22 protein-coding genes are annotated in these 24,428 nt (G+C 43.9%); 20 read left to right on the top strand and 2 right to left on the bottom strand.

Annotated features, from left to right (window positions below; all coding sequences use genetic code 11):
• The first annotated feature begins 45 nt into the window (after positions 1-45).
• The 17 genes from ciss_RS12730 to ciss_RS12650 all read left to right on the top strand — a co-directional run bounded on the left by ciss_RS12730 (position 46) and on the right by ciss_RS12650 (position 20,277).
• Positions 46-669, top strand: a complete 624-nt coding sequence (locus tag ciss_RS12730) for a cyclodeaminase/cyclohydrolase family protein (RefSeq protein ID WP_075866660.1) — start codon at positions 46-48, stop codon at positions 667-669.
• Positions 670-940: 271 nt separating this feature from the next.
• Positions 941-2,269, top strand: coding sequence for an NCS2 family permease (locus tag ciss_RS12725; protein WP_088775872.1), 1,329 nt, complete (start codon positions 941-943; stop codon positions 2,267-2,269).
• A 122-nt stretch (positions 2,270-2,391) separates the two neighbouring features.
• A complete protein-coding gene (locus tag ciss_RS12720) occupies positions 2,392-3,726 on the top strand; it encodes a 5'-deoxyadenosine deaminase (RefSeq protein ID WP_075866658.1) in 1,335 nt (444 codons plus the stop codon).
• 9 nt (positions 3,727-3,735) lie between these two features.
• On the top strand, positions 3,736-5,448 hold the full coding sequence (gene ade / locus ciss_RS12715) for an adenine deaminase (RefSeq protein ID WP_075866657.1): 1,713 nt from the start codon (positions 3,736-3,738) through the stop codon (positions 5,446-5,448).
• A gap of 18 nt (positions 5,449-5,466) precedes the next feature.
• A complete protein-coding gene (gene sdaAB / locus ciss_RS12710) occupies positions 5,467-6,123 on the top strand; it encodes an L-serine ammonia-lyase, iron-sulfur-dependent subunit beta (protein ID WP_075866656.1) in 657 nt (218 codons plus the stop codon).
• 11 nt (positions 6,124-6,134) lie between these two features.
• A complete protein-coding gene (gene sdaAA / locus ciss_RS12705; protein WP_075866655.1) occupies positions 6,135-7,034 on the top strand; it encodes an L-serine ammonia-lyase, iron-sulfur-dependent, subunit alpha in 900 nt (299 codons plus the stop codon).
• Positions 7,018-7,698, top strand: a complete 681-nt coding sequence (locus ciss_RS12700; RefSeq protein ID WP_075866654.1) for a cyclase family protein — start codon at positions 7,018-7,020, stop codon at positions 7,696-7,698. Before sdaAA ends, ciss_RS12700 begins: the two co-directional genes overlap by 17 nt.
• A gap of 173 nt (positions 7,699-7,871) precedes the next feature.
• Positions 7,872-8,459: an ANTAR domain-containing response regulator gene (locus tag ciss_RS12695; RefSeq protein WP_075866653.1), complete on the top strand. Its 588-nt coding sequence runs from the start codon at positions 7,872-7,874 to the stop codon at positions 8,457-8,459.
• Between the two features lie 14 nt (positions 8,460-8,473).
• Positions 8,474-9,802 (top strand): type I glutamate--ammonia ligase, encoded by a 1,329-nt coding sequence (glnA, locus tag ciss_RS12690; RefSeq protein WP_075866652.1) that lies wholly within the window; start codon positions 8,474-8,476, stop codon positions 9,800-9,802.
• Positions 9,803-9,908: 106 nt separating this feature from the next.
• Positions 9,909-11,873 (top strand): GGDEF domain-containing protein, encoded by a 1,965-nt coding sequence (locus ciss_RS12685; RefSeq protein WP_075866651.1) that lies wholly within the window; start codon positions 9,909-9,911, stop codon positions 11,871-11,873.
• 190 nt (positions 11,874-12,063) lie between these two features.
• Positions 12,064-13,155: a class II glutamine amidotransferase gene (locus ciss_RS12680; RefSeq protein WP_075866650.1), complete on the top strand. Its 1,092-nt coding sequence runs from the start codon at positions 12,064-12,066 to the stop codon at positions 13,153-13,155.
• Position 13,156: 1 nt separating this feature from the next.
• Positions 13,157-14,659, top strand: coding sequence for a glutamate synthase-related protein (locus tag ciss_RS12675; protein WP_075866649.1), 1,503 nt, complete (start codon positions 13,157-13,159; stop codon positions 14,657-14,659).
• A gap of 10 nt (positions 14,660-14,669) precedes the next feature.
• Entirely contained in the window at positions 14,670-15,404 is a 735-nt protein-coding gene (locus ciss_RS12670) for a GltB/FmdC/FwdC-like GXGXG domain-containing protein (RefSeq protein WP_077177616.1), read from the top strand.
• Between the two features lie 73 nt (positions 15,405-15,477).
• Positions 15,478-16,050, top strand: a complete 573-nt coding sequence (locus ciss_RS12665) for an ANTAR domain-containing response regulator (protein ID WP_075866647.1) — start codon at positions 15,478-15,480, stop codon at positions 16,048-16,050.
• Positions 16,051-16,206: 156 nt separating this feature from the next.
• The gene (locus ciss_RS12660; protein WP_075866646.1) at positions 16,207-17,271 is read left to right on the top strand and encodes a type I glutamate--ammonia ligase; all 1,065 of its coding nucleotides are present in this window, start codon (positions 16,207-16,209) and stop codon (positions 17,269-17,271) included.
• 38 nt (positions 17,272-17,309) lie between these two features.
• Entirely contained in the window at positions 17,310-18,890 is a 1,581-nt protein-coding gene (locus ciss_RS12655) for an FMN-binding glutamate synthase family protein (protein ID WP_075866645.1), read from the top strand.
• Between the two features lie 133 nt (positions 18,891-19,023).
• The gene (locus tag ciss_RS12650) at positions 19,024-20,277 is read left to right on the top strand and encodes a DNA methyltransferase (protein ID WP_075866644.1); all 1,254 of its coding nucleotides are present in this window, start codon (positions 19,024-19,026) and stop codon (positions 20,275-20,277) included.
• An 8-nt stretch (positions 20,278-20,285) separates the two neighbouring features.
• Here ciss_RS12650 and ciss_RS12645 read toward each other — a convergent pair whose 3' ends face one another.
• On the bottom strand, positions 20,286-20,882 hold the full coding sequence (locus tag ciss_RS12645; RefSeq protein WP_075866643.1) for an MjaI family restriction endonuclease: 597 nt from the start codon (positions 20,880-20,882) through the stop codon (positions 20,286-20,288).
• Positions 20,883-20,934: 52 nt separating this feature from the next.
• The gene (locus ciss_RS12640) at positions 20,935-21,162 is read right to left on the bottom strand and encodes a helix-turn-helix domain-containing protein (RefSeq protein ID WP_075866642.1); all 228 of its coding nucleotides are present in this window, start codon (positions 21,160-21,162) and stop codon (positions 20,935-20,937) included.
• A 169-nt stretch (positions 21,163-21,331) separates the two neighbouring features.
• On the opposite strand from ciss_RS12640, the gene glnA (ciss_RS12635) reads away from it, so the two are divergent.
• The 3 genes from glnA (ciss_RS12635) to ciss_RS12625 form a co-directional block, all read left to right on the top strand.
• Positions 21,332-22,663 carry a type I glutamate--ammonia ligase gene (gene glnA / locus ciss_RS12635; RefSeq protein ID WP_075866641.1) on the top strand — a complete coding sequence of 444 codons (1,332 nt, stop codon included), beginning with the start codon at positions 21,332-21,334 and terminating at the stop codon, positions 22,661-22,663.
• 117 nt (positions 22,664-22,780) lie between these two features.
• Positions 22,781-24,151, top strand: a complete 1,371-nt coding sequence (gene lpdA / locus ciss_RS12630) for a dihydrolipoyl dehydrogenase (protein ID WP_075866640.1) — start codon at positions 22,781-22,783, stop codon at positions 24,149-24,151.
• Positions 24,152-24,171: 20 nt separating this feature from the next.
• Positions 24,172-24,428: heterodisulfide reductase-related iron-sulfur binding cluster (locus ciss_RS12625; protein ID WP_201787810.1), on the top strand; the 257-nt coding region annotated here is incomplete at its 3' end.

The raw sequence follows: 24,428 nt of genomic DNA, 5'->3' as shown, positions 1-24,428 counted from the left end.
TGGGCAGGGTTTACCCCTGCCCCCAATTAAACTGGAGGTGAAATTATGCTAACGGACCTGACCATCCGTGGCTTTATCAATGAATTGGCGTCATCATCTCCCGCTCCCGGTGGGGGTAGTGTTTCGGCCCTGGCCGGAGCAAACGGTGCAGCTCTCTTAAATATGGTGTTAAATTTAACCCTTGGCCGGGAAAAATTTGCCGAGGTAGAAGCGGAACTTGCTCCTTTAAAAGATAAAACCGAAGCTTTATACGAACGTTTGGTCAATTTAATTGATATCGATACCGAAGTTTTTAACGAAGTTATGGCGGCGTTTAAGCTTCCCAGAGATACCGAAGAGCAGAAAAAAGAGCGTTCGGCAAAAATTCAGGAAGCCTATAAAAAAGCGGCGGATGTACCTCTGGAAGTTGCCGAAAAGTGCCTGGAAGTTTTACGCCTGTGCCCCGTTATTGCCGAAAAAGGGAATCCCAATGCCCTTTCCGATGCCGGAGTTGCTGCGCAAATGGCTTATGCCGGTTTACAAGGGGCGATAATGAATGTTAAAATTAACCTTACTTCCATTAAAGATGAAGGATATGTTTTGGCGGCCCGGGAAAGGGTGGAAGCTTTTTTAAAAGAGGGCACCGAGCTCAAAGACCGGGTAACCAGTTATATCAATGAAAGATTATAAACAAATTTTTAAAGCATAAAATAAGGAAATCTACAAAATGCGACAAAAATTTATTTTTTCTGAAAATTAAAGAAGGAATTTTAAAATCCTTGTCGAATAAGTATTTTAAGAAAATATTGAGATAAAAACTAAGAATGTTAAAGAGAGCTTTAAAAAATTTACCGAAAAAATATGTAAATAGATTTTATAAGGTTATGGGTAATAACCCGCAAGGGTTATTATAAATGGGGCACCGGAGGATTTACAAAATTATTAAGAAAGGGGTATGGTTATGGCATCTAATCAAGGAGTGCTCGACCGGATTTTCAAGTTGAGCCAGAAAGGGACCAACGTTAAAACCGAGATTTTAGCAGGTGTTACTACCTTTGTAACGTTGGCCTACATTATCTTTGTTAACCCGAACATCCTGGCCGATGCCGGGATTCCCAAAGAAGCGGCCATTGCGGCAACGATCTGGGCTACTGCGGTGGCTACTACTTTAATGGGGCTCTGGGCTAACTTTCCGGTGGCGGTAGCCCCTGGAATGGGTTTAAACGCCTTCTTTGCGTACTTTGTTGTGGCTCAATTAGGGTTACCCTGGCAGGTAGGTCTTGGTGCGGTATTTTTCTCCGGTATTTTCTTCTTAATATTAACCATTGGCGGTATCCGTCAGGCAATCGTTAATGCGGTGCCCAACAACTTAAAAGCTGCCATTGGTGTAGGTATTGGTTTATTCATTGCGTTTATTGGATTAAGGAATGCGGGGATTGTAGTTAACAGCGAAGCAACTTCGGTAACTTTGGGTAATTTAACCGAACCAAGCACATTGCTGGCAGTTGTAGGTTTGATTTTAACTGCTGTCTTAATGGCCCGGAATGTTAAAGGTGCCATGCTCATCGGGATTATTACCACTACTGTTCTCGGGATGATTTTTGGCGTAGTACCGGTGCCCAAAGGAATAAGCGGAATTATGAGCTTTAATATTCCAAGTCTTAAGCCCACATTCTTACATCTTGATCTTGCCGGTGCCTTGAAGTTTGGTCTTTTTAACATTATCTTTACCATGACCCTGGTTGAGCTTTTTGACAACATGGGGACCTTAATTGGTTTAACCCGGAAAGCGGGCTTAATGGATGAAAATGGCAAGATTGAGAACTTAGACCGCGCTCTTACCACCGACGCTATTGGTACGATTATCAGTGCGATTTTCGGTACCACCACCGTTACTTCGTATATTGAAAGTGCGGCGGGTATTGCTGAAGGTGGTAAAACCGGTTTAACCGCTATTGTGGTAGCAGTGCTTTTTGTAGTAGCTTTAATATTTGCTCCGCTAATTGGCTTGGTACCGGCCTTTGCAACTGCCCCGGCCTTAATTCTCGTAGGTGCTTTAATGTTAGCGGAAATCCGGCATGTTGATTTTGATGATTTTACCGAAGCTTTCCCGGCGTTTATGACCATTATCATGATGCCCCTTACCTACAGTATTGCTAACGGTTTTGCCTTTGGTTTTGTTTCCTACACCTTGGTAAAAGCTTTAACCGGAAAATTCAAGGATATTAGCTGGGTAATGTGGATTGTTTCCATTGCCTTTATCATTAACTTCTACATGCGGCTCCACTAAAGGCAAAATAAACTCTTACAAGGGAAGGCCAGGCGTTAAGCCTGGTCTTTAATCCTTGTGAGAAAAGTTGCAAATTTGATTTACAATGTCGGGCCCAAACTGTTTTCAAGGGAGTGACTGCCATGTCAATTTTAATTAAAAACGGAACCATTGTGACAATGAACGCAAAACGTGAAATTCTAAAAGGTGATATCTACATTGAAGGAAACCTTATTAAAGAAATTGGTCCAAACCTCCAGGTGAAGGCCGATAAGGTTATCGACGCTACCGGTAAAGTGGTGATTCCCGGATTAATCCAGACTCACATTCACCTCTGCCAAACCCTTTTTCGGGGCCAGGCGGACGATTTGGAACTTTTGGATTGGTTAAAACTTCGGATCTGGCCTTTAGAAGGAGGGCACGATCCCGAATCCCTGTATTATTCGGCAATGCTTGGAATTGGCGAGCTGTTTAAAGGTGGAACTACTGCTATCGTCGATATGGCAACGGTTAACCATACCGACTCTAATTTCCAGGCCATTTACGACGGCGGTATCCGGGCGATTTCTGGAAAGTGCATGATGGATTACGGGACGGAAGTACCCAAGTCCATGCAGGATACCACCGAAAATGCCATTAATGAAAGCGTGCAGCTCCTTGAAAAATGGCACGGCAAGGACAACGGACGCATTTTGTACGCCTTTACTCCACGCTTTGCGGTTTCCTGCACCGAAGATTTATTAAAGGAAGTTGTCAAATTAGCTGATCAGTATAAAGTCCGGATTCATACCCATGCTTCTGAAAATAAGGGAGAAGTGGAGCTTGTTTTAAGGGAAAGAGGTATGAGAAACGTTTTGTACTTAGAAAAGTTAGGGATGACCGCTCCAAACCTGATCCTTGCCCACTGTATCCATTTGGACGAACAGGAAATGAAGGTTCTGACTGAATCGAAAACCAAAATTGCCCACTGCCCATCTTCCAACTTAAAATTGGCCTCAGGCATTGCCAAAATTCCCGAACTTTTAGAGATGGGCGCGGAAATTTCCATCGCCGCCGATGGCGCTCCGTGCAACAATAACCTGGATGCTTTTATCGAGATGCGGATGGCAGCGCTGATTCAAAAACCGTTCTACGGTCCAACTTCTATGCCCGCCCAGAAAGTGTTTGAATTAGCTACCATTGGTGGTGCCCGGGCCATGGGCTTGGAAGACCAGATTGGCAGCCTGGAAGTGGGTAAAAAAGCGGATGTGGTCATTGTGGACCTGGATGAAATGAGAACAACTCCCAACGAGGGGGTAAATATATACACCCAGCTCGTTTATCAGGCTCAGAGCAGTAACGTTTTAACCACCATTGTTGATGGTAAGATTGTAATGGAGAACCGGGTCTTAAAAACCATGGATGAGGTAGAAGTCCGCCGAAAAGCCAATGAAAGCTTAAAGCGTGTTGCTAACCGGGTTGGAGTTAGCTTAGAATAGGTGAGAGCGATGAAACCGGTAAAAGATTTGGTGGAAGTAGCCTTAGGGAAAAAGCCTGCGGACCTGGTGTTAAAAAATGCTCAAGTGTTTAATAGCTTTACGGGAGAGTTTGTTACCGGCGATGTAGCGGTGGTTTCCGGCTACATCGCCGGCATTGGGGAATATGAAGGAAAGACTACCCACGATTTACAGGGAGCGTATGTCACTCCGGGATTTATTGACGGGCACGTGCATATTGAAAGTTCGATGGTATCACCGGCAGAGTTTGCCCGGGCATTAGTACCGGCCGGCACCCTTACGGCAGTGGTTGATCCCCATGAAATAGCCAACGTAACCGGAATTGCCGGAATCCGGTACATGCTGGAAGCAAGCAGTAATTTGCCGATAAATATTTATGTGATGCTTCCTTCCTGCGTTCCGGCAACTTCGCTGGAAACTGCCGGAGCGGTATTAACCGCCCGGGAGCTTTCGGAATTTATCAATCACCCGCGGGTTTTAGGATTAGGGGAGTTGATGGATTATCCGAGCGTTTTAAATACTCGGGAGGAAATGCTGCAAAAATTGGCGGTGGCAGAAGGAAAATTAGTTGACGGCCATGCCCCGGGGATTTCCGGAAAAGAGCTGACCGCTTATATAGCTGCCGGGGTAAATTCGGAGCACGAGTGCACCACCGCTGAAGAAGCCCGGGAAAGATTATCCCGGGGAATGTACTTAATGCTCCGGGAAGGATCGGCGACGAAAAATTTATTGGACCTTTTACCCGCCGTTGACCGTTATACCGCTTCCCGCTGCCTCTTTGTTACCGATGACCGGCATCCGGAAGATTTAATTAAACTCGGTTCTATTAATCACATGGTTAAATTGGCGGTTTCGGCGGGAGCGGATTTACCAACGGTCTTGCAGCTGGCAACCATCAATGCTGCCAATTACTTTAGATTGTATGATTTGGGCGCTATCGCGCCGGGTTACCGGGCAGATATTTTAGTATTTGAAGATTTACAAGAATTTAAGCCCAGGTATGTGTTTAAAGATGGTAAATTGGTAGCGGAAAAGGGAAAGCCGCTTTTTACCGGTTATCCGGTGGACGACCGGGCGGTTCGGAATACGATGCGCTTAAAAGAAATCAACCCGGAAAAACTAAAAATACCTGCTAACTCCAACAGGGCCCGGGTCATAGGGTTAATTCCCCACCAAATTGTCACCAAAAAATTAGTATTAGAAGTTCCGGTGGAGGGAGGATACTTTAAAACCTCACCGGAAAGGGATATTGCCAAACTGGCAGTTTTTGAACGGCACAATTATACCGGTAATGTTGGGGTAGGGTTAATCCACGGCCTGGGGCTTAAAAAAGGAGCTATCGCCTCCACCATTGCCCATGATTCGCATAACTTGGTGGTAGCTGGTATAAGTGATGAAGATATTATTGTCGCGGTGGAGGAACTAAAGCGCATTGGCGGGGGGCTTACGGTCGTTGCCGAGGGCCAGGTTTTGGGAAGTTTACCGCTTCCCATTGCCGGTTTAATGTCCGACCGCACCCTTTATGAAGTCCAGGAAGAACTGGAAAAGCTCCACCGGTTGGTTAGAAGTCTTGGGGTTTCTGAAGATTACGACCCATTTATGACCTTAGCCTTTTTAAGCCTTCCGGTGATACCGGAATTAAAACTTACGGACCGTGGTTTGGTTGATGTTTCTACTTTTTCGGTAGTTCCCGTATCCCTGTAGAAGGACGGTAGAGAAAAGATGGATTTACTGGATATCATCGGACCGGTGATGATTGGGCCCTCCAGCTCCCATACGGCCGGAGCGGTGCGGTTAGGGAGGGTTGGGCGCCTTGTCTTGGGGGAGGAGCCAAGAAAAGCTAAAATCTTTTTGCACGGATCCTTTAAAGAAACGTACCGGGGTCATGGTACCGATCGTGCTATTATTGCCGGCCTTTTGGGCTTTGATACCAGTGATCCCCGTATTCGGGAAAGCTTAAAGATTGCCAAAGAACGCGGTTTAAACTATGAATTTTTGCTGATAGATTTGCCGGAAGCTCACCCCAATACTGCTTACATGGAACTCTGGGGGGAAACCAGCATTGCGAGGGTTACCGGGAGCTCGATTGGGGGAGGAGCGGTGCTAATTACCGATATCAACGGTTATCCGGTCAATATTTCGGCCAAATATCCGACCATAATTGTTCCCCATAATGACCAGCCGGGAGCGGTAGCCAAGGTGACGTCGGTATTGGCATGGCACGGGATAAACATTGCCCGGATGAGTGTTGCCCGTCAAAAAAAAGGAGCGGAAGCCCTGATGGTTATTGAAACGGACCAGCCCGTTGACGATGAAACCTTTAAAGAGATCAAGAGACTGCCCGGAATTACCGGTGGTTTTACCATTCCACCCCTTTAAGGAGGAAAGATATGTATTTGGAGTCAGTTGAGCAGTTGATAAAAATTGCGAAGGAAAATGGCCAAACCCTGGGGCGCATGGCCTTAATCTTAGAGGCCAAAGACCGGGAAGTTCCGGAAGAACACCTTTTAAATATCATGCGGGAACGACTGCAAGTAATGCGGGCTGCGGTGACCGAAGGCCTTCAGGGGAATCGTTCGGTGGGAGGTCTTGTTGGAGGGCAGGCTTTAAAGTATCAGGCCTGGTACAATTCCGGTAAATCATTAGCTTCGGGGGTCTTTGGGAAAGCTATAACCTATGCTCTGGCGGTAAGTGAAGCCAATGCTTCGATGGGATTAATTGTGGCAGCTCCTACTGCCGGATCGGCAGGGGTGATACCCGGAGTGCTTTTAAGTATCATGGAGGAGTATGAAATTCCCGAAGAAAAAGTTATTGAAGGTTTGTATGCCGCCGGAGCGGTGGGGCTGGTGATAGCTTTTAAAGCTTCTCTTTCCGGAGCTCAGGGGGGTTGCCAGGCGGAATGCGGTTCGGCGGCAGCAATGGCGGCGGTGGCAGCAACGGAACTTTTGGGGGGAAGCCCCGAACAGGCCGCCCATGCGGGAGCCATTGCTCTGAAGGGTATGCTTGGGTTGGTTTGTGATCCCGTGGCCGGGCTTGTGGAAGTACCCTGTGTAAAACGAAATGTCTCTGCTGCAGTACAAGCCTTAGCGGCGGTGGATTTGGCTTTAGCCGGAATAACCTCCGCCATTCCCCTGGATGAAGTTATTGGGGCTATGGGGGAAATTGGCCGGGAGTTACCGATATCTCTTAAGGAAACTGCCCAGGGGGGACTTGCGGCAACCCCTACCGGGAAGGCTTTAGCGCAAAAAATTTTCGGGCGAAAGGAGGAAAAGAATGGCGAAAATAATTGATTTATCCCAGGAAATTTATCAGGGAATGCCGGTTTTTCCCCTGCATCTTACCACGTACATCTTCCAAAATATAACCCACGAGGAAAGTATTAAAAAGATTGGCTTTCCCTTTGCAACCCGTAACTTACTGATGAACGAACACGGACCAACCCACTGCGATGCGGTGTACGAATATAATCCTCAAGGTCCGACCATAGATAAAATGCCGCTGGAATATTTCCTGGGTCCGGCGATTTGTCTTGATGTATCCCATGTTCCGTATGAGCGCTACATTGAAATTTACGATTTAGAAGGGGCATTACGGAAACACGGACTCACCATTGAACGGGGAGATATTGTTCTGCTTTATACCGGCCACTATAATCGCAACTACGGCACGGATAAGTGGCTTACTACCTATACCGGTTTAAGTTATGCGGCGGCGGAATGGCTGGCCCAAAAGGGAGTAGTAAATATTGGGGTAGATGCTCCGGCTATTGACCATCCCGACGATCCCTATTACTCCGGCCATGCGGTTTGTGCGAAATATGGCCTTACCAATACGGAAAATTTAGCCAATCTCGATAAAGTGGCCGGAAAGCGCTTTTTGTATGTTGGTCTACCGTTAAAAATTCGGGATGGTACAGGCTCGCCAATTAGAGCGGTAGCTTTGTTAAACGAATAAGCAATGAATACAAAAAACATGCAAAATCCCCATTGACAAAAAAATATTAATAAATTATTCTCTAAATATAGAAATACATAGTTGGGCACAAGGGTGTGTCCGTTTTCAAAGTTAGCTGGCAATGGTGCCTTAATATTTAAGGCGCCATTTTCTATTTTTGGGACGGTGACAGAATGTTTGGTGCAACTGTGATTATTGCTTCCGCGGACAGCAACTTTCGGCAAATGGTCAAATCAGCGGTAAAAAATCTCGACTACGTTGTGGTGGGCGAGTGCGCTGATGGGCCGACCGCTTTAAAAATGGCCCGGAATTTTCAACCGGATATGTTTATCATTGATGATCATTTAATAGGTGTTCCTGGCCGGGAGATTGCCAAGATCCTTTCTTTTGACCGCCAGTGTGCGGTAGTTTTAGCTATGGAGTTTGAAATTGATAAACTCGATGAGTTTTTAGGAGAGATGGGTGTGGTTGGGGTTGTAATTAAACCCTTAGAAGAAGAACAGTTGATCATGACCGTTCAGGTAACCGAACATAATTACCAGCGGATTAAAGAACTTGAAAAAGAAGTAGAAGACCTAAAAGATGCCTTAGAAACAAGAAAACTTGTGGAGAAAGCTAAAGGAATATTAATGGAAAGCCTGGGGATTTCCGAAAAGGAAGCTTTTCGGAAAATCCAAAAACAAAGCATGGATAAAAGAATTTCCATGCGGGCGGTGGCGGAGGCCATTATCTTAGCGTATGACGTTAATCAAAAAAAATAAAGGGGGATTTTTAAATGAGTTACACCAAAAACGATATTATGGACATGGTGCGGGAGCAAAATGTTAAGTTTATCCGGCTCCAGTTTACCGACATTTTCGGGGTTTTAAAAAATGTGGCCATTCCGGTGGAACAGTTAGATAAGGCCTTAAACAACGAGCTAATGTTTGACGGCTCCAGTATTGAAGGTTTTGTGCGTATTGAAGAATCGGATATGTATTTGCGGCCGGACCCCAATACTTTTGCCGTATTTCCCTGGCGACCCAGAAACGGTGCGGTGGCCCGGCTGATTTGCGATGTGTACAATCCCGATGGTACTCCCTTTGAGGGAGACCCCCGCTATGTTTTAAAAAGAGTTTTGGCGGAAGCCAAAGAGCTGGGTTATACCATGTATGTTGGCCCGGAATTAGAATTTTTCCTTTTCCAGGTAGATGCCGAGGGAAAACCCACCCTGGTGACCCATGACAATGCCGGCTATTTTGATTTAAGCCCGGTAGATTTGGGCGAAAACGCCCGGCGGGACATGGTGCTGGCTCTGGAACAAATGGGGTATGAAGTAGAAGCATCCCACCACGAAGTAGCTCCTGGGCAGCACGAAATTGACTTTAAGTATTCTGACGCTTTGGATGTGGCCGATAAAATTGTTACCTTTAAAGTAGTTGTACGTTCCATTGCCCAGAGGCACGGACTTCATGCTACCTTTATGCCAAAGCCTTTATTTGGGGTAAATGGTTCGGGAATGCATACCAACCAGTCGCTGTTTAAAAACGGTCAAAACGCTTTTTATGATCCCAATGGGGAGTTGCAATTATCCGAAACCGCTTACTACTATATTGGCGGTATTATGAAACATATTAAAGCTATTACTGCCATTGCCAATCCGGTGGTTAACTCCTACAAGCGCTTGGTTCCAGGATATGAAGCACCGGTTTACATTGCCTGGTCGGCAAGAAACCGTAGCCCCTTAATCCGGATTCCGGCCAAAAGAGGTTCCTCTACCCGGATTGAGTTAAGAAGCCCGGACCCGTCGGCAAATCCGTATCTTGCCCTGGCGGTTATGCTTAAAGCGGGCTTGGATGGAATTAAAAATAAAATTAAGCCACCGGCGCCGGTTAACCAAAACCTTTATGAAATGACTGCTGAGGAGCGAAAGGCTCTGGGAGTTGACACCTTACCCGGTAGCTTAAAAGAAGCCATTGATTATCTCATCGAAGATAAAGTAATCCAGGAGGCTTTAGGTAAACATGTATTTGAACGGTTTGTGGAAGCTAAGTTAAAAGAGTGGGATGAGTACCGGGTGCAGGTTCACGAATGGGAAGTTAAAAAATATCTGACCGTTTATTAAAAAGGGCTGTCAAAAAAATGGGGGACAGCCCCTTTTTTTATGTTATTAGTATGTTATTATTTATATAGTTGAGTTATGACGTAATATTTATAAATTGGTGAGGAAAATGCCGAAGTCGATTAAATACCGCTTAATTTTCTTTTTAACCCTGACCACGGTGCTTGTAGGAGTTATAAGTTTTGGTTTTACCCATTACCGCGAAATAAAAGTAGCGGAAGATTTGGGCTTAAATGCCTCACGGGAAATGGCTAAATTATATGAAGAAAAATTAGATAATTTAGACGAATACGCCTTTAGGGATATATGGTGGAGTTATGATTTAGCCGAGGGGCTTTTAAAGGGCTTACCTTATAATGACTACTACCGGGAGATTGAAAACAAAATTATTAAAACCATGGCAGCCCGGAAAGGATTTATCGAAGTTATCGATGACCGGGGTAATGTTATTTACAGCCAGGGGGTAAAAATTTCTTCCACTTATTTCAGGTATCTCATAAATAAGCCTACCATGTTGGGCAGTATTTCAGGTTTCTATGAAATAGAGGCCCCTTTTGGCAAAAAACATGTAGCCTATCTAAGGGCCGAGCAGGTCCTGAATGAAGAGGGGAAAACTTTGGGGGTAATTGTAGTTGGTTATAGTTTAGAGGAAAACCAGGTTCTTTTTTCAGAGTTATTTGCTAAAGATTTGCAAAAGCAAAAATTCGCGCCAGGCTTAATTTTATACTGGCAAGACAGGCCTTTATGGTATTTTGGTGATGTTAAAAAGGAACTCTTTTTGCAGGATAAGCTAAAGAAACTTTCTGGAGAAAAGTTCCTATCGGAAATTCAGGTTATTGAGGGCAAAAAGTATTTTGCTTCTTACTTGCCGGTTGCTAGCCTAAAACCGGGGAGTTTTCTTACTTTAGGCGTATTTGTCCCTGCTGACTTGCTGGTTAGACCTTATATTATAAGCTTTTGGCAGGGGCTAATCCTTTATGTAGTTCTTTTGGGTTTACTGGTGGTGCTGGGGATTTATGTAATCATCAATCGCCAATTGGAAAAGCCCTTAAACGAGTTATTGGAGGTACTTATCGACTGGATCGAGGGTAAAGAGCTGAACTTTACGGAGTACCAGCGAAAGTATCCGGAATATGAAAATCTTTTTAAGCGAATTTACGACTTAAAAACCACCAAAGAAAAAATTGCCAATCAATGGTACCGGCTGGCCGAAGGAGTTTATAATTTGGGTGAAGCGGCCAATGATGGAGATTTGGTCAAAGAGCTGGTTTTTCATATTAAATCACAGGTAGAAGTAAAGGGAATAAAAATAGTCCTCAAAAATTTGGAAAGCAACGAATATTTTACCCGTTATGCAGAAGGGGAGGTTGCTCCCGAGCTCCCGGCGTTTTGCCCGGATAACGGTGAATGTCAAGGCGATACCTGCTGTTTCTCCATTACCCTGGGAAGCGAGAAACTGGGGCATATTATTATTACGGTCGAAAAGGACAAACTTACCGAGGAAGCACGGGAGTTTTTAAACAACTTAATCTTAATGAGCGGCCCTCTGGTAAAGCTTTATCTTTTAAAAAATTACCTGGCGGAAATTTCGCAACGGGATCCGCTAACGCAGGCGTTTAACCGGAGATTTTTAGAAGATGCGATTTTGGAAAAGAGGGATTGTAACTATTCCCTTATTTTTATCGACCTTGATAAGTTTAAAGAAATTAACGACACTTTCGGGCATAATGCGGGCGATATGGTTTTAATCGAACTTACGAAAAAAATTAGGGAAAATTTAAGAAGTCAGGACCAGGTAATCCGGATGGGTGGGGATGAAATTTTAATCTACCTTCCCAATACTGCTGTTGAGCTTGCCCAGGAAATAGCTACCCGGATAAAGGAGTTAATACGAAAGCAAAAGTTTGAAGTTGCAAAAGATAATAGAAAGGTTACCTTCAATGTTTCGGCCAGTATGGGTATCGGAAGCTGCCGGGAAGGAGAAAGTTTTGAGGAAGTTTTGGCGCGGGTGGATAAAGCCCTTTACCGGGCTAAAGAACTGGGAAGGAATCAAATTGTGGTAGCCGGTGACTAAGTAATGTATACAAGATATTTTTTGAATTAACCTTGTCATAAAATTAAATATTCATTATAATTTTACTACAACTTGCCGGCACAACGGCGTGCCGGATCCTAAGGCATTGACGCCTTCCTATCTCTATTTAGGTATTATTGTACCTATAGAGGGGAAGGCTTTTTAATTTATAGATGGGAGGAAATGGAAAATGGACCGGACTTTTGAACGGATCCCTTCCGGATGTGCCATAAGCGGCATCATGAATGTTGCTGGTCAACGAATTTCGGGAGAAAAAATTATTGCTTCGATTTCCCTGATGCATGACCGGAGTAACGGTTTAGGAGGGGGTTTTGCCGCTTACGGCATTTATCCGGAATTTGCCGACCATTACGCTTTTCATTTAATGTACCAGTCGGAGCGGGGTAGAACTTTAACCGAGGAGTTTTTAAATAAACATTTTATCATTGAGCGCGGGGAACCAATCCCAACCCGTCCGGTTGCGACCATTACCGATCCTCCACTTTTGTGGCGGTATTTCTTAAAGGTTCCGGAAGAGCGCCTTTATAAAAACCCCGAACCGGTGGATGAACGGGATTATGTGGTGGAAAAGGTTATGTATATTAACGACAACATTCCCGATAGTTATGTGGCCTCTTCCGGGAAAAACATGGGTGCTTTTAAAGGAGTCGGCTATCCCGAAGACATTGGGCGGTTTTTCCGCCTGGAAGAGTATGAAGGTTATTTGTGGACGGCCCATGGGCGTTTTCCCACCAATACCCCAGGCTGGTGGGGTGGAGCCCATCCTTTTACCTTATTGGACTGGTCGGTAGTGCATAACGGAGAAATTTCTTCTTACGGCATTAATAAGCGGTATCTCGAGATGTTTGGCTATAAATGCACTTTAATGACCGACACCGAAGTGGTAGCTTATGCAGTGGATTTATTACACCGCCGGCACGATTTACCTTTAGAAATTGTGGCTAAAGTGTTGGCTGCTCCCTTCTGGAAAGATATTGAGAAGATGGACGAAGAAGACCGGAAACTTTACACAGCCTTACGGCAGGTGTACGGTTCTTCCCTTTTAAACGGGCCGTTTAGTATTATTGTAGCTAACAGCAAAGTGATGATGGGCTTAAACGACCGGATCAAATTACGGCCCATGGTCTGGGGGCGGCGGGGTGACTTTTATTACATGGCTTCCGAAGAAAGCGCCATTTATGAAATTGAACCGGCTTTAGACGAAGTTCATGTGTCTAAAGGCGGTGAGCCGGTAATCGTCCGGCTAAAGGAGGGTGAATAAAATGGCAAACTTAATACCTCCCCGTTTTAAAGTAGTAATTGATTATGAAAAATGCCGGAAATGTAAAAGATGCGTTATCAACTGCGGTTTTGGTGTGTATAGTTTTGCGGACCGGGTTATTCCCGATCATAAAAAGTGTGTTTCCTGCCAGCGGTGCGTGGCTTTTTGTCCGGAAGAAGCGATAACGATTATCGAGAACCCCAATGTTTTTCGGCCCAACAGCTACTGGACGATGGAAGACCGGATTAATATCATGAAGCAGGCAGGATCCAGCGGTATGCTTTTAACCGGTATGGGCAATGACCGGCCTTATAAAAATTACTTTGACCATTTATTAATTGACGCCTGCCAGGTAACAAACCCGTCCATTGACCCTTTAAGGGAACCGATGGAACTTACCACTTACCTTGGCAAAAAGCCGGATGCGGTAACGGTTAAAGTGGAAAACGGTAAGGTAAAACTTGATACCCGGATTGCGCCGCAAATAAAGCTCGATACGCCGATAATCTTTTCTCCTATGTCTTACGGTTCGATTAGTTTGAATGCGCACAAAGCTTTAGCCCGGGCGGCTAAAGAGTGCGGGATTTTAATGAATACCGGTGAAGGAGGGCTTCACAAAGACCTTTATCCTTATAAAGACTGGATAATCGTGCAGGTGGCATCAGGCCGTTTTGGAGTAAATCAGGAGTATCTCGACCATTCGGCGGTAGTTGAAATTAAAATTGGCCAGGGGGCAAAACCGGGTATTGGCGGACACCTTCCCGGGGAAAAGGTAAACCGGGAAGTTTCGGAAACCAGGATGATACCCGAAGGTACCGATGCCTTAAGTCCTGCTCCCCATCATGATATTTACTCCATTGAAGATTTGGCCCAGCTTATTTATGCCTTAAAAGAAGCTACCAACTACGAAAAACCGGTTTCGGTGAAAATTGCTGCCGTGCATAACGTGGCTGCTATAGCCAGCGGTATTGCCCGGGCCGGAGCCGACATTATTTATATTGACGGGTTCCGGGGCGGTACCGGGGCAGCACCAACCATTATCCGGGACCATATCGGTATACCTATTGAATTAGCAATAGCAGCGGTGGATGACCGCCTGCGAGCCGAAGGTATTAGAAACAGCGTTTCCATTGTGGCTGCCGGCGGTATCAGGCATTCGGGGGATGTGGCTAAGGCTATTGCTCTCGGAGCTGATGCGGTGGCAATTGGTACCGCTGCGTTAATAGCTATGGGCTGCCACGTGTGCCAGATGTGTCATACCGGTAATTGTTCCTGGGGGATTGCCACCCAGCGGCCGGAATTAACCCAGCGGCTTGACCCCGACTGGGCTGCTCAGCAGTTAATAAATTTGGTTAAAAGCTGGTCTTTAGAGTTAAAAGAGATCTTGGGAGCTTTAGGGCTAAATGCCATTGAGAGCTTGAGGGGTAGCCGGGAGCGGTTAAGAGGTATAGGGCTTAACGATACTGAACTGGCTATTTTAGGCGTCAAACATGCCGGAAGGTAGGGTGATGGCTATGGAAATAAACGCAAAAGGCATGTATTACCGGGATTTAAACAATCTTTTAAGGGAAAAAGTGGCCGAAGGGGTAACCGAATTTACCCTGCAGGGAATAAACGGCCAGCGGTATCTCGGGACGGGATTAAAAGGTAAGGTCAAAATAGAAGTATATGGTACTCCGGGAAATGACCTGGGGGCGTTTATGGATGGACCGGAGATTATCGTTTACGGTAACGGTCAGGACGGTATTGCCAATACGATGAACGATGGGCGGATTGTGGTTCACGGCCATGCGGGGGACGTATTGGGCTACGGCATGCGCGGTGGAGAGCTTTACATCCGGGAATCGGTGGGTTACCGGGTGGGTATTCATATGAAAGAATATAAAAAGCAGGTACCGGTAATCGTTGTGGGCGGTACCGCCGGCGCCTTTTTTGGCGAGTACATGGCGGGAGGAATTCTGGTGGTGCTGGGTTTAAATAAAAAAGAGGGAGAACCGCTAACCGGAGATTATCTTGGTACCGGAATGCATGGAGGGGTTATTTATTTAAGAGGAGAAGTGGAAAAAGATATTTTAGGAAAAGAAGTGGCAGAGTTTGAATTGAACGAGGAAGATTACAGGAGGTTAAATCCCTTACTGGAAAATTATGCAAATTTCTTCAATGTTTCCCTGGACGAAATAAAAAAAGTTCCCTTTAAAAAATTGGTGCCGGTTTCCCATCGGCCTTACGGCAAATTGTATACTTATTAACCGCAATGCATAACTGCTTGCGGTTTTTCCTTTTTTTATTATAAGATATTGAAAAAAAGCTGAGGGATTTATTTTGGAAAATTTGAAGGTGGTTTTGGGGATTAGGGATTACACTGAGAGAAAAAGGTTTAGGGAAATATTAAGAACCATGGGAGTTTTAATAGTAGGCGAGGGAGAGGAAATCCGAGCTCTGATAAATTTATCCTCCCGGGTTTGTCCGGATTTAATCATTTTAGACGAAAAGCTTGGGGCTACTAAAACCCTGCCCTATACCAAAATATTTTATGAAAGCCGGCTGTGCCCGGTAATTTTATACGTGGAGCAACTGGATTGGGAATACCTTGAAGATTTCAAAAAAGGCCCTACTTTAAGCCTACTGGTAAAGCCGGTAACGGCCTTAAGCTTAATGGGGGCAATTTATACCGCTTTGACCAACTTTAACACTTATTTAGACCTGGTTACCCAGAAAGAAGATCTGGAAAAACGTTTAGAGGAAAGGCGTTTAATTGACCGGGCTAAAGCGTTGTTGATTCAATGGGAAAATTTAACGGAAGAGGAGGCTTACCGTTTTCTGCGGGAGGAAAGCCGCAGGCAAAATATTTCCATGGGAAAGGTGGCCAAAAAGATTATTGAAAAGTATACATAATTCAATTTAAGAAAATATTGTAATTGATGAAGATATTTTGTAAAATAAATTGCGAGTTTAGGTCTAAAAAAGCCATAGTTTGGGGCGATGAAGTCCCGCAAGGAAAGGTTTTTACCTTTCTTTGTGGGACTTTTTTATTTTTGGAGGTATCGACCAATGGAACCTGTGGACTTTCTTGAACAGTTAAATACTTACAGTATAAAGTTTTTACGGTTGCAGTTTGTCGATGTTGCTGGAAAGTTAAAAAACGTGGCAGTAACTTCGGAAAATGTGGGTGAAGTTTTAAAAAAGGAAATGACCTTTTTCCATGATGGCGAGAAGGTAGTTTTTGAACCGGATTTAGAAAGTCTAACGGTTTTACCCTGGCGACCCCGGGAAGGGGCGGTGGGACGGATTTATGGTAATCTTCTCCTACCGGAGAATGAAGAAAAAGTAATTTGCCCGCGCAAATTTTTTACCCGGTTTAATTTACCCCTTGAGGTAGCGGTAGAATTTTCCTTTTATCTGCAGGAAAAAGCTCAAGAGAAAACACCGGTAGATTATGCCGGGCTTTGGGACGTGTCTCCTCTGGATTTGGGAGAAAATTTACGCCGGGATGTGGTTTTAACTCTGGAGAAAATGGGAATTGGGGTTAAATATTCGGGACATGGTGCTCAGCCCGGGGAACAGGTACTCGGTTTAAAACCGGTTAAGGGGAACAAGCTGCCCGATATTTTAACCACCGCCAAGTTTGTGGTCCGCACAATCGCCGAGCGCCACGGGCTTAACGCTTCCTTTTTCCCGTACCATCATAAAAAGCCCGGCCTTTCGGTTAAATATAGCTTTTTGGGCGAAAAAGAAGAGACGGAAAAGCTTTATCAAAAAATCGTTACCCTTTTACCCGAGGCGGAAATAATTTTCAGGCCGTTAATTAACGATTATTACGGTTATCCGCAAAAACCGGAAAACTTTATTTTTTACGATGGAGACCATTTAGTTTTGACGGTAAGTCCTAAAGCCAATCCTTATTTAGTTTTAAGTTTACTGGCGTTAGAAACTATTGGAAGTGTTGAAAAGCCTGTTCTGGCTTCGGATTTTGGGCAGGCTTTACGCCGTTTTTCCGAAAGCACCAAGCTACGGGAATTTTTTGGTGAACTATTCTGGCGGTACTTAAAAATCAAGCAAAAAAGTTATTTCGATTTTTGGTCAAGGGTTCATGAGGAAGGCGATAATGGGGATTAATTAAAATTTTTCAATAAAATTTTAAGGAGGGGTTACCTATGACTTTTAGCCTTGGCTTAAACGGTACCGAGGCCACCAGAACCAAAAGGCGAACCGGAGGGGATTTCAGCCCCTACAGCGGGATGTGCGTTACCTGTCTCGACGGGTGCGTGGGCTACTGCGAAATCGCCAAATCGGCCATCCGCGGTAAAGAGGTGATTTATCCGCAGCCCTTCGGGACTACCACTTCCGCCTCCCAGAAGGACTATCCGGTCGATTACTCCCACTTTAATATCATGGGTACGGCGGTAGGGGCAGTAGGCATTGAAGCTGATCCGGATAAAGCGATTTTCCCGGCTGCCAACATTGAAACCGCTATCGGAGCTAATAAAGACATTAAGTGTCGCTTCCCGGCGGTTATTGCGGGAATGGGATCCACCAATGTGGCCGCCAATAACTGGGAGCATTTAGCTGCGGGAGCAGCATTGGCTGGAGTACCCATTGTTATCGGGGAAAACATTTGCGGCATGGACCCGGACTTGGAACTGGAAAATGGGCGGGTAAAACGCTCCCCGGCGCTGGAAAAAAGGGTTAAAGCGTTTACCGAGTGGTATCAAGGCTACGGAATTGTTGCCGTCCAGGCTAACGTGGAAGATACCCGTTTAGGGGTTCAGGAGTATGCTATAGAAAAACTTGGCGTTGAAGCGGTAGAAATTAAATGGGGACAGGGTGCCAAAGATATTGGCGGTGAGGTTAAATTAAATACCCTCGAGCGGGCACTGCAGCTTAAAAGCCGGGGCTATATCGTTCTGCCCGATCCGGAAGATCCAACGGTCCAGGAAGCTTACAAAAAAGGAGCTTTTAAAGAATTTGAACGCCACTCCCGGATTGGCATGGTAGATGAGGAAAGCTTCCACAAGCGGGTAGAGGAATTGAGAAAAGCTGGGGCTAAATATATCTTCTTAAAAACCGGTGCATACAGACCGGCGGATTTAGCCCGGGCGGTGAAGTTTGCGTCCGATGCCAGGCTTGATCTATTGACGGTGGACGGTGCCGGCGGTGGAACCGGAATGAGCCCCTGGCGGATGATGAACGAGTGGGGTATTCCGACTGTTTACATTCAGGCTTTACTTACCAAATACTTGGACCGTTTAGCCGAAAAAGGAGCTTACATTCCTCCGGTAGCTATTGCCGGGGGCATTAGCCTGGAAGACCAGGTGTTTAAAGGTATAGCCCTTTCCGCTCCCCACGTAAAAGTAGTAGGTATGGCCCGGGGACCTTTAGCCGCGGCTATGGTGGGTAAAACCGTGGGTGAGCGGGTTAAAGCCGGAAAAGTACCTACCGAATACCAAAAATACGGTGAATCTTTAGAGCAGGTATTTATCTTTGCCGAAGAGCTTAAAAATAAATTAGGGGCCGATTTATTTGCTAAGCTTCCCGTTGGGGCAATTGGTGTTTACTCCTATTTTGAACGGATGGCCCAGGGATTAAAGCAGTTCATGACCGGGGCCCGGAAGTTTAACTTGGACGCTATTACCCGGGACGATGTGGCTGCCTTAACCCGGGAAGCAGCAGAAATCACCGGCATCAAGTATATCATGGACATCGATGCCGAAGAAGCTATGAAAATCTTAGGATAGCTTTATTTTGCCGTCCCTTTTAATTTAGAAGGGACGGTTTTTTTTGGTTATTATTAAAAATGGGTTTGCTGAAAAGATGAGGGATGCTATACTTAAACGTAGTAAAATTTATTAATTGGAGGTAAGCGAGGTAATGGTAAAAGCAAAGATTGTTTTTGGAGATAGTCGAAGCATGCAGGAAGTAGAAAATGAATCGGTTGATTTAATAGTTACTTCGCCTCCTTACTGGCATTTGAAAGACTATGAAGTTACAGGTCAAATTGGTTTTGGGCAAAGTTTACATGAATATCTAAAAAGTCTTTATCAAGTTTGGAGAGAATGTTATAGGATCTTAAAACCTGGTACAAGACTTTGTATAAATGTTGGAGATCAATTTGCCCGAGCTGTAGTTTATGGCAGGTACAAGGTAATACCTATTCATGCGGAGATAATATCCCAGTGTGAAGAAATTGGATTTGATTATATGGGGTCAATAATTTGGCAAAAAAAGACAACGATGAATACCACCGGTGGAGCAACTGTTATGGGATCTTTTCCCTATCCACCGAATGGTATTATTGAAATAGATTATGAGTTTATATTGATTTTTAAAAAACCGGGCAAAAGAACTGATATTGACAAAAATTTAAAAGAAGCTTCAAAACTTACCAAAGAGGAGTGGAAGGAGTATTTTGCCGGGCACTGGAATTTTGGTGGGGCAAAAAAAATCGGTCATGAAGCTATGTTTCCTGACGAACTGCCAAAGCGACTAATTAAAATGTTTACTTTTATTGGAGATACCGTTTTGGATCCTTTTTTGGGGAGTGGTACCACAGCGAAAGTGGCTTTAGAGTTAGGACGTAATGTAATTGGTTATGAGATAAATAAAAATTATTTAAAAATAATAAAAAATAAAATTGGAATTTCGCAAAACATCTTTTTAAATGGTGTTGAAATAATTGAAAGAAGTCAGCCACTCCAATCCACTACTGAAAGTTTGGATTATGTTCCCAAGATTCAAGATGCAAAACCTCTTATTAATCCAGGTATGTTAAAGTTTTCAGGAGAAAGATTATATAAAGTTGAAGGTATTACAGACGACCTTTCATTAATTTTAGATAATGGTTTGGTTGCTTCTTTTTTAGGAGTAAAAATCGTAAAGAAAAAAGAAGCTTTGGATTATTTAAAAAATTATATTTTGGGTAAAAATATTTTTATAAAATATGATGACATTCAAATATTAAAAAAGGACCGAATTATGGGATACATATATTTGAAAAATAAAATATTTGTAAACTCATATTTAATAAAAGCTGGCTATGCAGTTCCCAGTGATGAAACAGAATATAAATATAAAAGTAAGTTTATAAAGATTTTTGAAGAAAATAGTCATGTGTCACATAAGTAGTATTAAGGTCAATTCTTTTCATATTCAAAACTTATTCCGTCATCTTCTTCAATATATTCAATTATTTTTGCGTTGATATTTTCTTTTAAGTAATCCATATGTTCATAAGTTTTTGGTTTAATTGAAATAGGTGTATTGCCAACAAATCCATCTATTCCTTTAGATTCTTCTTCTGGAGTAGCTAGTCTATAATCTTTTCCTTCTATTTCTGCTATTTTCTTAAGTATTGCTCTTTGATAATACATCCCTATAAATGTTTTCGTTATCACTAAATCTTCTACCCATGCTTTTATCATTTCTTCGTTAATTTTATTCATAACATTTTTCATTTCTTCAAGTTTTTTTAGGATCTTGCTTACTGCCTCATTAATGGCATTAGGGTAACGTTGGAGATACCAATTCTTCCATTTATCTACCGAAGGTTCGTCGGTTTCTTTTAAAAATTCTTTAAATAGTTCTGTCATTTGTCCAACAACCTCAGGGCGAGTTGCCTGGGAAAATCTGTTTGCGTTATTTAAAATTGTTGAAACATATGGTGGTAGTTTTAAATTCTGTATTTCATTATACTTTGCTAAAGCTTTATTTGTTAGTCTTATTTTGGGCATTATTTATCCCTCCTGTATTCCATTTAACGATATCAAAGGGAGCAAATAGAAATTAGTTTTCTTCGGGCAAAAAAAGTTTGTAAATTTCAATTTCTAAGGCCTGAGCTATTTTTTGAATATTATCAAGAGCAATCGATCTCTTTCCACATTCAACAGCGCTTATATATGTCCTATGGAGTTCAGCAAGTTCTGCGAGTTGTTCTTGACTTAATTTTTTTTGCAGTCGATATTTCCGCACATTACTTCCAAAGAGTTTTTTGATGTCAAGATTATTTCCCAATTTTTCCACCTCTAAGCAAACCTATAATATTTCTTAGCTTAAAAGTCTACAGACAATAAGTAACATATTTTTTAAATATTTTCAAGGATACTGGATACATAAGGAGTGAATAAAAAATTTTGGCAAAAATATGTTATAATAAGTGCAAATTGGGGTAAGGAGGTATAAAATGAGTCCTACCAAAGATGATATTTTAAAAATAGTCCAGGAGAAAGGCATACGTTTTATCCGACTGCAATTTACCGATATTTACGGGATACCCAAAAATGTGGCCATAACGGCGGAGCAGTTAGAAAAAGCTTTGGATGGGGAGTTAATGTTTGATGGCTCTTCGATTGATGGTTTTGTTCGTATTGAAGAGTCGGATATGTACTTAAAGCCCGATCCGTCCACTTTTATGATTTTGCCCTGGGCGGACCAGCGGTATGCGGAAGCGAGATTAATTTGCGATATTTATACCTATGATGGAAAGCCCTTTTCCGGCTGTCCCCGGGGAAATCTAAAAAGAATCCTCCAGGAAGCAAAACAAATGGGGATTGATGAAATGTACGTGGGGCCGGAAGCAGAATTTTTCCTCTTTCAAACCAAAGAAGACGGTACTCTTACCACTGTTACCCATGATGAAGCCGGCTACTTTGACCTGGCTCCGGTAGACCGGGGAGAAAATGCCCGGCGGGATATGGTACTGGCTTTAGAACAAATGGGTTTTGAAGTGGAAGCTTCCCACCATGAAGTGGCGCCCGGTCAGCACGAGATCGATTTTAAATATGACTCGGCGGTGCGAACTGCCGATAAGGTCGTTACATTTAAAACGGTAGTGCGGAAGATTGCCAAAAAACATGGGCTGCATGCTACTTTTATGCCGAAGCCCGTTTACGGCATTGCCGGTTCGGGAATGCATTTGAATATTTCCCTGGCGGCTAACGGGCAAAATATCTTTTACGATCCCGGTACCCCCCATCAGTTAAGCGATATAGCCTTGTATTTTATCGGGGGCTTATTAAAGCATGCCCGGGCAATTTCGGCCATAACCAATCCTCTGGTAAACTCGTATAAGCGTCTGGTTTCAGGATTTGAAGCACCGGTTTATATAGCCTGGTCATTTAGAAACCGGAGTCCCCTAATCCGGATTCCGGCCAAAAGAGGACCTTCGACCCGGATTGAGCTTCGAAGTCCTGATCCCTCGGCCAATCCTTATCTGGCGTTTGCCGTCTGCTTAAAAGCAGGATTGGATGGCATTAAAAATAAGATTATGCCTCCGCCGCCCTGCGACCGGAATATTTATCATATGAATGAAGAAGAGAGAAAAGCTTTGGGAATTGGTAATCTACCCGCCAGTTTAGGCGAAGCTTTAAAGGAATTGGAGCAGGATGAAGTAATCCGCGAAGCTCTGGGGGAACATATTTTTGAGCGGTATATGGAAGGTAAACGCCTGGAATGGGATACTTACCGCATGCAGGTTCACGAATGGGAATTAAAGGAGTATTTAGTGAAGTATTAAACGGGTTTAACCCGGTTTTTTCTTAATTCAAAAAAATAAAAATTTTTGGGTAAATTTGTGGTATAATAAAATACATTAAAGCAAATACCTTAAACACGCATTGCTGGGGGGTTTAAGATGTACGACGTAGCAATTTTAGGGGGCGGTCCCGGCGGTTATGTGGCAGCAATTAGGGCTGCCCAGCTGGGACTAACGGTAGCGGTAGTGGAAAAGGATGAACTGGGCGGCACCTGTTTAAATCGCGGCTGTATTCCCACTAAAGCTCTTGTTTCGGTAGCGGAACGGCTTCATCAAATAAAAAATTCTGAGGTTTTTGGGATTGAGGTTTCCGGTTACAATTTTAATTTTAAAAAGGCCGCTGAAAGAAAAAACCAGGTGGTAGAACGCCTGGTTAAAGGAATTCACTATCTTTTTAAGAAAAACAAAATTACCTTGATTAAAGGAACCGGAAGATTAACCGGTAAAAATGAGATAACGGTCGAAACTTCTGATGGTCTGGAAAAGGTTGAAGCCAAAAATATAATCTTAGCCACTGGTTCCAAACCGGCGTTAATTCCAGCTCTCGGCTACGATGGGGAAAGGGTAATTACCAGTGACGAAGCATTAAACCTGGAAAAGCTTCCCGCGGAAATGGTCATTATTGGTGGTGGGGTAATTGGGTCGGAATTTGCCACGATTTTTTCCGAAATGGGAGTTAAAGTAGCTATTGTAGAACTTTTACCATCTATCTTGGCAAATACCGATAAAGAGGTAAGCCGTTATTTAACCACTTTATTTAAGAAACGGGGAATTCAGGTTAAAACCAAAGTGGCGGTGAAAGAAGTTAAAAAAGGTGAAAAAATCACGGTGGTTTTAGAAAACGGCGAGGAACTCATTACCGACATGGTCTTAATTTCCATTGGGCGGGTGCTCAACACCCGAAACATTGGTTTGGAGGAAGTGGGAGTAGCTCTGGGTCCCAAGGGAGAAGTTTTGGTGGATGAATATTTAAGAACAAATGTCGAAAACATTTATGCCATTGGTGATATAACCGGTAAAATGCAGTTAGCTCATGTGGCTTCGGCCCAGGGTATCCGGGTGGTGGAAAACTTAGTCGGTGAACCCAAACCGATGAGTTACGATGTGGTTCCCGGGTGTATTTTTACATTACCGGAAATAGCCATGGTGGGTTTGACCAGCCAGGAAGCGGAAGAAAAAGGAATTAAAATTATTACCGGTAAGTTTCCCTTCCAGGCTTCCGGAAAAGCGGTGGCGATGGAAGAAACGGAAGGTTTTGTGAAAATTATCGCAGACTTTTATACTCACCGGATTTTAGGCGGTCATATAGTTGGACCTCATGCCACGGACCTGATTGGCGAGATAGCTTTGGCGGTTCAGAAAGGACTGACCCTGGAGGAAGTTGCCCATACCATTCATGCCCATCCGAGCTTGCCGGAGGCGGTGATGGAAGCGGCGGAAGCGGCTTTAAATAGAGCTATTCACATTTAAAGTAGGACGGGAGGGCTTTTATGAAAAAAATAACAGTCTTTTGGGGTTGTCAGATTCCCGGTCGCCTGACTTTTCTGGAAAAAAGTACCCGGCTGGGATTAAAAGCTCTGGGGTATGAAATTAACGATATTCCGGAGTTCGGCTGCTGTCCGGAAAAAAGTTTGATAAAAAATGAAGATGAGAAGCTCTGGCTTTTAACTGCTGCTCGCAACCTGGCTCTGGCGGAAAGGGAAGGGTATCCTTTAGTGGTAGCCTGTAACGGGTGCTCGTCTACCCT

It is taken from the genome of Carboxydothermus islandicus, assembly GCF_001950325.1.
GTDB classification, from domain to species: Bacteria; Bacillota; Z-2901; order Carboxydothermales; family Carboxydothermaceae; genus Carboxydothermus; species Carboxydothermus islandicus.
This window is presented reverse-complemented; position numbering and strand designations above follow the sequence as displayed.

Bases quoted from the DNA above. Each gene is read 5' to 3' on its own strand.
- ciss_RS12680 (WP_075866650.1), top strand. From the start codon at position 12,064: ATGGACCGGACTTTTGAACGGATCCCTTCCGGATGTGCCATAAGCGGC.
- ciss_RS12650 (WP_075866644.1), top strand. From the start codon at position 19,024: ATGGTAAAAGCAAAGATTGTTTTTGGAGATAGTCGAAGCATGCAGGAA.
- ciss_RS12725 (WP_088775872.1), top strand. From the start codon at position 941: ATGGCATCTAATCAAGGAGTGCTCGACCGGATTTTCAAGTTGAGCCAG.
- ciss_RS12655 (WP_075866645.1), top strand. From the start codon at position 17,310: ATGACTTTTAGCCTTGGCTTAAACGGTACCGAGGCCACCAGAACCAAA.
- ciss_RS12730 (WP_075866660.1), top strand. From the start codon at position 46: ATGCTAACGGACCTGACCATCCGTGGCTTTATCAATGAATTGGCGTCA.
- ade (WP_075866657.1), top strand. From the start codon at position 3,736: ATGAAACCGGTAAAAGATTTGGTGGAAGTAGCCTTAGGGAAAAAGCCT.
- ciss_RS12695 (WP_075866653.1), top strand. From the start codon at position 7,872: ATGTTTGGTGCAACTGTGATTATTGCTTCCGCGGACAGCAACTTTCGG.
- ciss_RS12675 (WP_075866649.1), top strand. From the start codon at position 13,157: ATGGCAAACTTAATACCTCCCCGTTTTAAAGTAGTAATTGATTATGAA.
- ciss_RS12645 (WP_075866643.1), bottom strand. From the start codon at position 20,882: ATGCCCAAAATAAGACTAACAAATAAAGCTTTAGCAAAGTATAATGAA.
- sdaAA (WP_075866655.1), top strand. From the start codon at position 6,135: ATGTATTTGGAGTCAGTTGAGCAGTTGATAAAAATTGCGAAGGAAAAT.
- glnA (WP_075866641.1), top strand. From the start codon at position 21,332: ATGAGTCCTACCAAAGATGATATTTTAAAAATAGTCCAGGAGAAAGGC.
- glnA (WP_075866652.1), top strand. From the start codon at position 8,474: ATGAGTTACACCAAAAACGATATTATGGACATGGTGCGGGAGCAAAAT.
- ciss_RS12720 (WP_075866658.1), top strand. From the start codon at position 2,392: ATGTCAATTTTAATTAAAAACGGAACCATTGTGACAATGAACGCAAAA.
- ciss_RS12685 (WP_075866651.1), top strand. From the start codon at position 9,909: ATGCCGAAGTCGATTAAATACCGCTTAATTTTCTTTTTAACCCTGACC.
- ciss_RS12660 (WP_075866646.1), top strand. From the start codon at position 16,207: ATGGAACCTGTGGACTTTCTTGAACAGTTAAATACTTACAGTATAAAG.
- lpdA (WP_075866640.1), top strand. From the start codon at position 22,781: ATGTACGACGTAGCAATTTTAGGGGGCGGTCCCGGCGGTTATGTGGCA.
- ciss_RS12670 (WP_077177616.1), top strand. From the start codon at position 14,670: ATGGAAATAAACGCAAAAGGCATGTATTACCGGGATTTAAACAATCTT.
- ciss_RS12700 (WP_075866654.1), top strand. From the start codon at position 7,018: ATGGCGAAAATAATTGATTTATCCCAGGAAATTTATCAGGGAATGCCG.
- sdaAB (WP_075866656.1), top strand. From the start codon at position 5,467: ATGGATTTACTGGATATCATCGGACCGGTGATGATTGGGCCCTCCAGC.